Origin of the sequence: Nocardioides sp. BP30 (assembly GCF_029873215.1) — a bacterium.
Classification (GTDB): domain Bacteria; phylum Actinomycetota; class Actinomycetes; order Propionibacteriales; family Nocardioidaceae; genus Nocardioides.
On record NZ_CP123620.1, the window covers coordinates 2,867,047 to 2,878,354 of the forward strand.

11 protein-coding genes are annotated in these 11,308 nt (G+C 72.8%); 7 read left to right on the forward strand and 4 right to left on the reverse strand.

The features are described 5' to 3' along the window. The first annotated feature begins 2 nt into the window (after positions 1-2). The 4 genes from egtB to P5P86_RS13555 are packed head-to-tail and all read left to right on the forward strand — an operon-like array spanning position 3 to position 3,366. Entirely contained in the window at positions 3-1,322 is a 1,320-nt protein-coding gene (gene egtB / locus P5P86_RS13540) for an ergothioneine biosynthesis protein EgtB (RefSeq protein ID WP_280607969.1), read from the forward strand. Next, a complete protein-coding gene (locus P5P86_RS13545; protein WP_280607970.1) occupies positions 1,319-1,849 on the forward strand; it encodes a hypothetical protein in 531 nt (176 codons plus the stop codon). The genes egtB and P5P86_RS13545 overlap by 4 nt, the downstream gene beginning before the upstream one ends. Continuing rightward, positions 1,846-2,829: an L-histidine N(alpha)-methyltransferase gene (gene egtD / locus P5P86_RS13550; protein ID WP_280607971.1), complete on the forward strand. Its 984-nt coding sequence runs from the start codon at positions 1,846-1,848 to the stop codon at positions 2,827-2,829. Before P5P86_RS13545 ends, egtD begins: the two co-directional genes overlap by 4 nt. 60 nt (positions 2,830-2,889) lie before the next feature. Next, positions 2,890-3,366 (forward strand): pyridoxamine 5'-phosphate oxidase family protein, encoded by a 477-nt coding sequence (locus P5P86_RS13555; protein ID WP_280607972.1) that lies wholly within the window; start codon positions 2,890-2,892, stop codon positions 3,364-3,366. 55 nt (positions 3,367-3,421) lie between these two features. On the opposite strand, the gene P5P86_RS13560 is transcribed toward P5P86_RS13555, so the two are convergent. After that, positions 3,422-4,630 (reverse strand): MFS transporter, encoded by a 1,209-nt coding sequence (locus tag P5P86_RS13560; protein ID WP_280607973.1) that lies wholly within the window; start codon positions 4,628-4,630, stop codon positions 3,422-3,424. A 71-nt stretch (positions 4,631-4,701) separates the two neighbouring features. Here P5P86_RS13560 and P5P86_RS13565 point away from each other — a divergent pair, with 71 nt between their 5' ends. Both P5P86_RS13565 and P5P86_RS13570 read left to right on the forward strand, forming a co-directional pair. Next, the gene (locus P5P86_RS13565; RefSeq protein ID WP_280607974.1) at positions 4,702-5,622 is read left to right on the forward strand and encodes a LysR family transcriptional regulator; all 921 of its coding nucleotides are present in this window, start codon (positions 4,702-4,704) and stop codon (positions 5,620-5,622) included. Between the two features lie 31 nt (positions 5,623-5,653). Beyond that, complete coding sequence (locus P5P86_RS13570) at positions 5,654-7,369, forward strand: cation:proton antiporter (RefSeq protein WP_280607975.1); 1,716 nt, start codon at positions 5,654-5,656, stop codon at positions 7,367-7,369. A gap of 85 nt (positions 7,370-7,454) precedes the next feature. On the opposite strand, the gene P5P86_RS13575 is transcribed toward P5P86_RS13570, so the two are convergent. Continuing rightward, positions 7,455-8,303 (reverse strand): MmyB family transcriptional regulator, encoded by an 849-nt coding sequence (locus tag P5P86_RS13575; protein ID WP_280607976.1) that lies wholly within the window; start codon positions 8,301-8,303, stop codon positions 7,455-7,457. A gap of 100 nt (positions 8,304-8,403) precedes the next feature. Here P5P86_RS13575 and P5P86_RS13580 point away from each other — a divergent pair, with 100 nt between their 5' ends. Next, positions 8,404-9,162, forward strand: a complete 759-nt coding sequence (locus P5P86_RS13580) for an SDR family oxidoreductase (protein WP_280607977.1) — start codon at positions 8,404-8,406, stop codon at positions 9,160-9,162. 34 nt (positions 9,163-9,196) lie between these two features. On the opposite strand, the gene P5P86_RS13585 is transcribed toward P5P86_RS13580, so the two are convergent. Next, on the reverse strand, positions 9,197-10,081 hold the full coding sequence (locus P5P86_RS13585) for an alpha/beta fold hydrolase (protein ID WP_280607978.1): 885 nt from the start codon (positions 10,079-10,081) through the stop codon (positions 9,197-9,199). A gap of 120 nt (positions 10,082-10,201) precedes the next feature. Beyond that, entirely contained in the window at positions 10,202-11,230 is a 1,029-nt protein-coding gene (galE, locus tag P5P86_RS13590; RefSeq protein ID WP_280607979.1) for a UDP-glucose 4-epimerase GalE, read from the reverse strand. Positions 11,231-11,308: the final 78 nt, after the last annotated feature.

Genomic DNA, 11,308 nt, shown 5'->3' on the forward strand with positions numbered 1-11,308 from the left:
GCATGAGTGCCGACGTCACCACCCTCCAGACCCGGTACGACGAGGTCCGGGCCTACACCGAACAGCTCGCCGCGCCGCTGTCACCGGAGGACCAGACGGTCCAGTCGATGCCCGACGTGTCGCCGACGAAGTGGCACCGCGCCCACGTCACCTGGTTCTTCGAGACGTTCGTCCTGGCTGAGAACGAGCAACGCTTCGCGCCGTACCAGGACCAGTACTGGTTCTTGTTCAACTCCTACTACGAGGCGATCGGGCCTCGCTACGCCCGCCCGCTGCGCGGGGTCATCAGCCGACCCGGGGCACACGACGTCGGGCTCTACCGCAGCAACGTCGACGATCGGATGCGCGAGCTGCTCGAGACCCTCGACGAGGGCACGCTGACCAAGCTCGCCCCGACCATCGAGCTCGGCTTCCACCACGAGCAGCAGCACCAGGAGCTGCTGCTGATGGACATCAAGCACGTGCTCTCGCTCAACCCGCTGCGACCCGTCTACGCCGGCCGCCCCACGACCGGCGGCGTCTCCGGGCCGCTCGGCTGGCAGGAGTACGACGGCGGCCTGGTCGAGATCGGCCACGACGGCAGCCGCGACGGGAGCTTCTGCTTCGACAACGAGCTGCCCGTGCACCAGCAGTTCCTCCAGCCGTTCCGGCTGGCCGACCGGCTGGTGACCAACGGCGAGTGGCAGGCCTTCATGGCGGACGGCGGCTACCGCCGCCCCGAGCTGTGGCTCAGCGACGGCTGGGCGCGGATCAACGCCGAGGGCTGGCGGGCGCCGTTCTACTGGATCGAGCAGGACGGCGTCTGGCTCGAGCACACCCTCACCGGGACCTGGCCCGTCGACCCCGAGCTGCCGGCCTGCCACCTGAGTCACTACGAGGCCGACGCCTACGCCACCTGGGCGGGCAAGCGGCTTCCGACCGAGGCGGAGTGGGAGCACGCCGCCCGGCTGGAGGACGAGGGCTCGGTGGGCGGCACCTCGACCGGCCCGGTGGACGTGGGCTCCGCCGAGGGCCGGCGGTCGTGGCACCCGCGCGCGGCCGGTGCCCCGACCGGCGCGCTGCGGCAGCTCTTCGGCGAGTGCTGGGAGTGGACGGCCTCGGCGTACCTGCCCTATCCCGGCTTCCACCCGGCCGACGGCGCTATCGGCGAGTACAACGGCAAGTTCATGTCCGGCCAGATGGTGCTGCGCGGGGGTTGCGCCCTGACACCGCCGGGGCATGCGCGGGCGTCCTATCGCAACTTCTTCCCGCCCGGTGCGCGCTGGCCGCTCACCGGTGTGCGGCTGGCCGACGACGGCGCGACGCGGGCGGGCCGAGCGTGACCGACGCGATCACCCTGACGACCCAGCCGGTCTGGACCGCGCGCGTCCTGTGCGGCCACCATGCAGTCCTCGGCCGGGCTGAGACCGTCGCGGGGTGGACGAGCGACGACGGCTGCGACGTGACAGGCACAGGCGCCGGAACAGGCACCGGCGCGTGGCGGATCGGCGTCGATGCGGCCACCGCGGAGGAGATCGAGCGGGTGCACGCGGCGGTCGCCTCGGAGCGTGACGCGCCCGGCGGGGCGGACCTGCCGGCCGCCAGCCTGCTCGTCAGGGCCGCTACCCGCCACCGGCTACCGGCGTGCTCGATCCTGCTCGCCGACGGGGACCAGCTGGCCGCGCTCGCCTGGGGCCTGCCGCTGGGCGTCGTCGAGCTCGGCGGTTGGGAGTACGCCGTCGCCGCCACCCCACCGGCAGGCGACTCCGCATGGGTGCCGCTGGCACCGGGCACCGTGGCGGCACTGGACCCCTGCGGTCCGACCACCTTCCCCCTGCACGCACCCCTCGACCCGGAGGCGCCTCGGTGACCACCCTCTCGACGCCGGGAGCCAGCCTCGACGTGCTGCTGACCCCGGCCGACCTGCGCGCTGCCCTGGAACGCGACGCCCGGGCCGGGCTGAGCGCCACGCCGAAGTGGCTGCCGCCGAAGTACTTCTACGACGACCGCGGCAGCCGGCTCTTCGAGGAGATCACCCGGCTGCCGGAGTACTACCCCACCCGCACCGAGCACGCGATCCTGTCGGCGTACGCCACGGACATCGCGGCGGCAGCGGATGCGGAGGTGCTGCTGGAGCTGGGCTCCGGGTCGAGTCACAAGACCCGGCTGCTCCTGAACGCGATGGCGCGTCAGGCCACGCTCGCGGCGTACGTGCCCGTCGACGTCAGCGTCGGCGCGCTGCGCGATGCGATGAGCAGCCTGCGCACCGACTACCCGCACCTGCCGCTGCACGGCGCGGTCGCGGACTTCGACGCTCACCTGGCCCTGCTGCCGGCGCCCGGCCGCCGGCTGTGGGTGCTGCTGGGCGGCACCATCGGGAACTACCCGCCGGCCGAACGCGCGGTGCTGCTGGCGGCGCTGAGTGCGGCGATGCGACCCGGCGAGGCGTTCCTGCTGGGGATCGACCTGGTCAAGGACCCGAAGCGGCTGGTGGCGGCCTATGACGACGCCGCCGGCGTCACCGCCGCCTTCAACCGCAACGTCATCTCCGTCCTGGATCGCGAGCTGGACGGCGACCTCGACCCCGACGACTTCGAGCACGTCGCCCTGTGGGACGCGGAGAACGAGTGGATCGAGATGCGGCTGCGGGCGCGTCGACCGATCTCGGCCCGCCTGGGCGCTCTGGACCTTCCGGTGCGGCTCGACGTCGAGGAGGAGATCCGCACCGAGATCTCGGCGAAGTTCCGCCGCGAGCGTCTCGCCGAGGAGCTGACGGCCGCGGGGCTGCACGTCGAGCAGTGGTGGACCGACCCGATGGCCGACTTCGCCCTGGTGCTGGCGCGGCGCTGATCGTCCTCCCCGGGCGGTGGGTACCGGACTGCGACCGCCCCCACCCCGAAGGGACCGCCCATGAGCGACGACGACCAGCAGAAGCTGATCGGTCTGATGAAGGACATGCCGATCGCGATGCTGACCACCTACGGCCCCGACGGGCCACACAGCATCCCGATGGCGCGCCAGGAGGTCGATCCGGGCGCGGAGATGTGGTTCATCACCGCCCGGCACACCCGCCATGTCGAGGACCTGGCCACGTCGGCGGCCGTCTCGCTCACGTTCTCCTCCTCCTCGGCCTGGGTCGCGATGACCGGACGCGCCGAGCTGGTCGAGGACCAGGCCAAGCTCGAGGAGCTGTGGAACAGCTTCGCGGAGGCCTGGATGCCGGCCGGGCCGGAGGACCCGAACGCCGCGCTGCTGCGCGTCGAGGTCGAGCACGCCGAGTACTGGGACACCCCGGGCGGCCGGATCGCCTCGGCGATCAGCTTCGCGAAGGCCAAGCTCACCGGGAACACGTACGACGCCGAGCACGGCACCGTCGAGCCGTCCTGACCGCAACCGCCCGCAACGCGACCGTGCAGGGCCGTCCGGCGCCGGCCGGGCGGCCCTACGCGTCGGCGGTGAGCAGCGCCCAGGCGCCGGCGAGCGCCGCCATCACCGCCACCGCCACCGCGGTGGCGCTCCAGCCGGCGTGGGTGAACACCACGCCGCCGAGCCAGCCCATGACACTCGAGCCGAGGTAGTAGAAGAGGTTGTACAGCGACGTCGCCTGGGACCGGCCGACCCGCGCGCGGGCGCCCGTCCAGCCCGATGCGATCGCGTGGGCACCGAAGAAGCCGACGGTCAGCACCACCAGACCCACCAGCACACCGGGGAGCCAGGTCACCAGGGTCAACAGCACGCCGGCGATCATCACCGCGATGCTCGCCAGCAGCACCCGGCGGCGTCCGAGCCGGGTCGCCGCGAGACCCGCCCGCCGCGAGGACCAGGTGCCCGCCAGGTAGGCGAGGAAGAGCAGCGAGGTGACGCCCGTGCTGAGGTCGAACGGCGCCCGCTGCAGCCGGAACGCGAGGTAGTTGTAGATCGTGACGAAGCCGCCCATCAGCAAGAAGCCCTGCCCGTAGAGCACCAGCATCCGCGGGTCGCGCAGGTGCGTCGCGACCAGCCGTAGGACCGCGGCACCGGGCGCGCGTGTGTTCCGCCGGAAGCCGCGCGGCGCCGGTGCGAGCAGCATGAAGGCCGCCGCCGCGACGGCCGAGAGCACCACCACGCTGGCCACACCCCAGCGCCAGCCGAGAGCTGCCGCGACCGGGGCGGCGACGACCCGGCCCAGCAGGCCGCCGATCGTCGTACCCGAGACGTAGGTACCGGCCGCGACGGCGGTGTGCGCCGGGTGGATCTCCTCCTGCAGGTAGGTCACGGCGAGCGCGGGGAGACCGCCGAGCGCGGCTCCCTCGGCGATGCGCAGCGCCAGGATCCAGGTGAAGTCCGGGCACAGCACCACCGCCAGCCCGAGGACTGTCGCCGCCACCAGGGAGAGTCGCATCGCGGCCAACCGTCCGATCCGGTCCGCCACCCACGACCAGGGCAGCACCCCGGCGGCGAGGCCCAGGGTCGCGGCGGAGATGAGCAGCGCCGAGCGGTCGGCGCTCACGTCGAGCGAGCGGGAGACCAGCGGCAGGATGCCCTGGGGCGAGTAGAGCTGCGCGAAGGTGGCCACGCCGGCGCACGCCAGCGCGACCAGGATGCGGCGGTACTCGGTCGACTCGCGCGAGTGCCCCTCCCATCGGACCGCAGGGACGCTGGTCATCGTCATGCGATCGACGGTAGGACGTCGCATCCGATCGCACCAATGCATGGATCGGCACCTACCGATATCATGTCCGCATGTCTCAGCTGACCACGTCGGCCCGACGCGAGGTGTTGGCCGACCTCCCCTACCTCGTGGCCGTCGACGCGACCGGCGGGGTGACCGCTGCCGCGGACGAGCTGGGCGTCCCGCAGCCGACGGTCAGCAGGGGTCTGGCCCGGCTGGCCGAGCGACTGGGCGTGCCGGTGCTCGACCGCGACGGACGCGGCGTACGGCTGAGCGCGGAGGCCACCGCACTGCTCCCGTACGCCGAGCGCGCGCTGGCCGCCCTCCACGACGGTCTCGCTGCGGTCGAGCGACTCACCGGCGAGCGGGCGGACGCCGTCTCGCTGGCCTTCCAGCACACCCAGGGAAGGATCGTGGTCCCGGCGCTCGTCCGGGCGCTCCGGGCCGAGCACCCCACCGCGCGGTTCGACCTGCACCAGGGCGCCCGGGACGCCTGCCTGGAGGCCCTCGACTCCGGCGCGGCCGACGCCGTCATCGTCTCCCCCGCGCTGCCGGCGACGGCGAACGTACGCACCGTCCACCTCTACGACGAGCCGCTGGTGCTGGCCGTCCCGCCGGAGCACCGGCTGGCCCGGCGGCGACGGGTGCGGCTGCAGGACATCGCCGCCGAGCCGCTGCTGGTGATGCGGACGGCCTTCGGCCTGCGCCTGCAGGTCGACGACCTCCTCGCCGAGGCGGGCATCACCCCGACCATCGCCTTCGAGGGCGAGGACGTGCAGACCCTGCGCGGGTTGGTCGCCGCCGGGCTGGGCGTCGCCGTACTCCCGGCTGCCGTCCCGCACCCGACCGACGTGGTGGAGGTCCCGATCGGTGAGGCCCACGCGATCCGACGGATCGGGTTGTCGTGGCGCACCGACAGGCGTGCGGGCGCGGCTGCTCTGGCCCTGTACGACGTGGTGCAGCACGGCGACTGGCTGCCGCGACGGCGCTGAGGCCTGACACGGGATCCCTAGACTCCGCCTCATGGACCACGAGTTCGTGCTCATCGCCGGTGCGGCACTGGCGATCATGATCGCCGCCTCGGTGTTCTCCCGCCGGACCGGCATCGCCACCCCGCTGCTCCTGGTCGCACTGGGGATCGGCGCCAGCTACCTGCCGCCGACGCCCGAGATCCACGTCGAGCCCGAGCTGGTGCTGGCCGGGGTGCTACCGCCGCTGCTCTACGCCTCGGCGGTGCAGCTGCCGGTGCTGGACATCCGCCGCAACCTCTCCCTGATCACCTGGTTGTCGGTGGTGATGGTGATCGTCTCGGCGCTGGTCATCGGCGCCGTCGTGCACGCGGTCTTCCCGGGGATCTCCTTCGCGCTGGCGACCGCGCTGGGCGCCGTGGTCAGCCCCACGGACGCCGTCGCCGCCTCCGCGATCGGCCACCGGGTCGGACTGCCACCGCGGCTGATGACGGTGCTGGAGGGCGAGAGCCTGGTCAACGACGCGTCCGCGCTGGTGTTGCTGCGCACGGCGGTCGCGGCGCTGACAGCGAGCGGCTTCAGCCTGGGTCACACGGTGCTCGACTTCGGCTGGGCCGTCCTCGGCGGTGTCGTGATCGGGCTGATCGTCGGGGTGGTGACGGTCCTCCTGCGACAGCGACTCGACGACCCGGTGCTCAACACCACCATCTCCTTCGCGGTGCCCTTCCTCGCCTACTTCCCCGCCGAGGAGGCGCACGCCTCGGGAGTGCTCGCGGTGGTGGTCGCCGGCCTGCTCACCGGCACGATGGGCAGCCGCCGGTTCAGCGCGCGGGACCGGCAGACCCAGTCGACCACCTGGACCACCATCAGCTTCATCCTGGAGAGCGCCGTCTTCCTGGCGATGGGCTACGAGCTGCCGGAGCTGGTCGACGCGGCCCGCTCGGAGACCGACACCGGTCAGATCACCGGCCTGGTCCTGATCGTGGTGGGCCTGCTGATCGCCATCCGCTTCCTCGGGCTGGCCTGGCCCGCGATGACCGACCGCTTCGGGCCCGGCGAGCGCGGCGATCAGGTCGAGGCCCGGCTGACCTCCTTCGAGGAGAGGCTCGACGCCATGACGCCGACCGACGAGCGCGAGGAGAGCCGGCTCGCCTGGGCGCGGCACCGGCTCGCGCGGGGCCGGGCCGACGCGGCGTTCGAGGAGCGCGAGCCGATCACCGCACGCGGCATGCTGGTGCTGGCCTGGGCCGGCATGCGCGGCGTCGTCACGGTCGCCGCCGCCCAGACCATCCCGGTCGGCACCCCGCACCGTGCCACCGTGATCCTGGCGGCGTTCTTCGTCGCGCTGATCACGCTGGTGCTCTTCGGACTGACCCTGCCGGCGCTGATCGCGCGGATGCGGTTCACCCCGGCAACCGAGGAGGAGCGGCACGATGCCGTCCAGGGGCTGTTGCGGCGGGTGGGCGAGACGGCCATCGACAGCCTCGGTCCGCTGCGCGAGCAGACCATCGACGGCCAGCCGCTGGACCCGGCGCTGGTGCACACCATGGAGGAGAGCGTCCTGCCGCGACTGATCGCCGCGACGAAGGACACCCGGGAGGGCCCGCCGGTCCCGCGCGACCAGCTGCTGACGGTGCAGCAGCGGTACCTCGACGCGATGCGCGACGCGCTCGGCGCCGAGCGCGCGATCGGGGCGGACAGCTCCGAGACCTACCGGCAGGTCGAGGTCATGCTGGACACCTTGGAGTACCGGATGCAGCCCGCGCGCTGACTCGGGCCTCCGTCCGGGTCGACTCGGGCCTCCGTCCGGGTCGAGTCGGGCCTCCGTCCGGGTCGAGTCGGGCCTCCGTCCGCGATCAGCTGCGCGCGCTGAACTGCTGCGTGCCGAGCACCGCCAACAGGCGCAGCTTGTCGTCGTCCTCCGTGCGCGGAGCAGCTGTCAGCACCAGCAGCGCCTGCGACTGGTCCTCGGTGAACAGCACCTGGCAGTCGAGCTCGATCGCCCCGACCTCGGGGTGGACCAGCACCTTGTGATCCTCGAAGCGGCGCGCGACCTCGTGCCGCTCCCACAGCTCTGCGAACTCGGGGCTGAGCCGCTGCAGCTCGCGCACCAGCTCACCGGCCCGCGAGCGCGGACCCATCGAGCCGTACGCCGCCCGCATCGAGGCGACCAGTGCTCGGCTGTGCCGCGGCCGATCGACCTCGGGGTAGCGCAGCCGCTCGGTCCCCGGACGGACGAACCAGCGATACACCTCGCTGCGCTCGAGGCCGACGTAGGCCGTCTGGTCGCCGAACAGCGCCCGGGCCGGGTCGTTCTGCACCAGCGTCTCGGCCAGAGCGCTGATCACCATCGCCGGCGTGTCCGAGAGCCGGTCGAGCACCCGCAGCAGCGCCGGCGCGACGTACTCGCCCGGCGCCAGCCGGTCCGGCGCGCTGTGGCCGGCGACCCGGTAGAGGTAATCGCGCTCGTCCGGCGTGAGACGGAGCGCCCGGGCGAGCGCGGCGAGCATCTGCACGCTCGGCTGCGGGCCGCGGCGCTGCTCGAGCCGGGTGTAGTAGTCGGTCGACATGGTGGCCAGGGCCGCGACCTCCTCGCGGCGCAGGCCGGGAGTACGGCGCCGGGCACCGGTCGGCAGCCCGACGTCGGCCGGCACGAGATCCTGCCGGCGGCGTACCAGGAAGTCGGCGAGTGCGGCTCGGTCCATGGCTCGATGATGGCGCACCCGACAGCGCCGAGACAGGGACCGCCGATCCCCCGATGAGCGCTCTCTGCCGCCCGCTTCACCGACACGGTTGGCTAGGCACATGCGAATCAGTGGAAACACCATCTTCATCCCCGGTGCCACCAGCGGCATCGGTCTCGCCCTGGCCCTCGCCCTGCGGGACAAGGGCAACACCGTCATCGTCGGCGGTCGCCGTCGCAACCTGCTCGACCAGATCGCTGCCGAGCACGGCCTGGCGACCATCGCCATCGACACCGCCGACCCGGCGAGCATCGAGGCTGCCGCGCGGCAGGTCCTCGCCGACCATCCCGAGCTGAACGTGCTGATCACGATGGCCGGCATCATGCGGGTCGAGGACTGGACGCGCGGCGGGTTCGCCGAGCAGGCGGCCGAGATCGTCACCACCAACCTGCTCGGGCCGATCCGGCTCATCGACGCGTTCCTCGACCACCTGCGCGACCGGCCGGAGGCGACCATCGTCACCGTCTCCTCGGGGCTGGCGTTCGCGCCGCTGAAGGTCACCCCGACCTACAACGCCACCAAGGCCGCCATCCACCTGCTCAGCGAGTCGATCCGCCTCCAGCTCGCCGGCACGGGTGTCAGCGTCGTCGAGCTCGAGCCGCCGGCGGTGCAGACCGACCTGCTGCCCGGGCAGCGCGAGAGCGCGTTCGCGATGCCGCTCGAGGAGTTCATCGCCGAGGTCGTCGAGCTGATCGAGCACCAGCCCGACGCCACGGAGATCCAGGTCGAGCGCGTGAAGTTCCTCCGGTACGGCGAGGCGCGCGGCGACTACGACCAGGTCGTCGCGACGCTCAACCGGAGCGACCCGCACGGGAAGTAGGCGACGTACGGCGGGTGTGTCCGGCGCCGCCGAGCTATCTCCCGGCGAGCTCCTTGAGGTCGGCGAAGATGTCGTCGAGCCGGCCCACGAGCGAGAGGTGGCCCTCGTCCTCGAACAGGTGGGCCCGCGCGCCCGGGACGTGCTCGGCCAGCCAGGCGCCGTGCGCGTAGGGCACCATCGCGTCCTGCCGGCCCTGCCAGATCGCGACCGGGACCCGGATGTCGGCCAGCTCGAAGCCCCACGGTGCGACGGCGGCCAACCCGTCGTCGCGCACGCCGATGGCGCCCTGAGCGCCGGCGTGGTTGAAGGTGCGGCTCATCCAGTCCGCGAAGTCGTCGGTGACCATCGCCTTGTCGACCGGCGTCACCAGGCCGCCCATCGCGTCGGCGATCTGGTCGGGCGTGGCGGCGAGCATCGGCAGGATCTGCTCGGTGACCAGCGCGCCGTAGACCTCGGGGCCCTGCTCGGCGGCGTGGTACTCCTCCAGGTTCTCCGCCGCCATGCCGTCGAACCAGTCGAGGCCCTCGGCACGGTACGGCGCCACCCCCGCGATCGTGGCAGCGGCACGACAGCGGTCCGGCAGCAGGGCGGCGCAGGCCAGCGCCCGCGGCCCGCCCCCGGACCAGCCGGCGGTGAGGAACGCGTCGATGCCGAGGTGGTCGAGCACCGCCAGGCTGTCCGCCACGTCGTCGGCGAACCGGCCCGGCGCCGGCCGGGGCGTGGAGCGACCGTACCCAGGACGGGAGAGGGTGACATAGCGCAGCCCGGCCGCCCGGGCCGCCGCGTCGATGGCAGCGCTGGCCGCCACCGCCGACGGCGAGCCCATGTGGAAGAGCAGCGGGAAGCCGTCCGGATCTCCCCCGGTGAGCACCTCGAGGGTGCGGCCGTCTGGTCCGGGGATCTCGTCGATGCGGGTCATGAGCACATCATGCCTGGGTGGTGCGGGGGCGATCGTCGGGGTAGTCCGGGGCGCAAATCAGCCCTCAGCGGCCCGAACCGCTGATTTCCGCCCCGGACTACCCCAACAAAAGACCAGCGATCACGCCGCCGGGTTCAGCGCCAGCCACCGCTCCCGCCAGGCCAGGGCGTGCCGGATCCCGTCGGCGACGGTGAGCTCGGGGCGCCAGCCGAGCAGCGCTGGGTCGTGACGGCTGCGGGCATAGGCGCCGGCCACGTCGCCGGGGCGTCGCGCGGTCTCGACGACCGGGACCGGGGTGCCGACCGCACGGCCGAAGGCCTCGACGAGCTCGCGGACCGTCGTCCCGCGGCCGGTGCCGAGGTTGAGGGCGAGATGCCCCTCGCGCCCCGCGGCGATCAGGTCGTCGAACCGCTCGACCGCGCGGACGTGGGCACGGGCGAGGTCCCACACGTGGACGTAGTCGCGCAGGCCGGTGCCGTCGCGGGTCGGCCAGTCCACCCCGGTCAGGGCGAACGGCGTACCGCTCTCCCATGCCTCGATGAGCCGGCCGAGCGCGTGCGAGGGCCGGTCCATGGCCAGGCCCGTGCGCAGCAGCGGATCGGCCCCGATGGGGTTGAAGTAGCGCAACGACACGGCTTCGAGCGCCCCGGCGGCGGCGGCGTCGGCGAGCACGCGCTCGATCATCGCCTTGGTGCGCGCGTACGGGCTGCCGGGTGCCAGCGGCGCCGCCTCGTCGACGCCACCGGCGTGGTCGGCGGCATAGATCGAGGCCGAGGAGCTGAACAGCACCCGGCGCTTGCCGTGCGCGGCCAGCAGACCGAACAGTCGCACGCTGCGGGCGACGTTGTTGTCGTAGTAGTCCAAGGGCTCGGCCACCGACTCCGGTACGACGATGGCGGCCGCGCAGTGGATCGTGCAGGCGATGTCCGGGTGCTCGGCGAGGATCCGGCCGACGACGGTGCCGTCGGCGATGTCACCCTCGTAGAACGCGCGGCCGCGGGCGAACTCCCGCCGCCCGGTGCTCAGGTCGTCCAGCACGACCGGGACGTGCCCGGCATCGACCAGCGCGGAGCAGACGGTGCTGCCGATGAATCCGGCGCCGCCGGTGACCAGGACCTTGAGCCCGCGGGTGCTGAGGTGAGGTGGCATGCCCCTCTAGTGCACGCCGCGGCCGGAACCGTCCGGACCGACCCGCAGGAATTTTTCTCGGCTTTCTTCGAGCCCGTC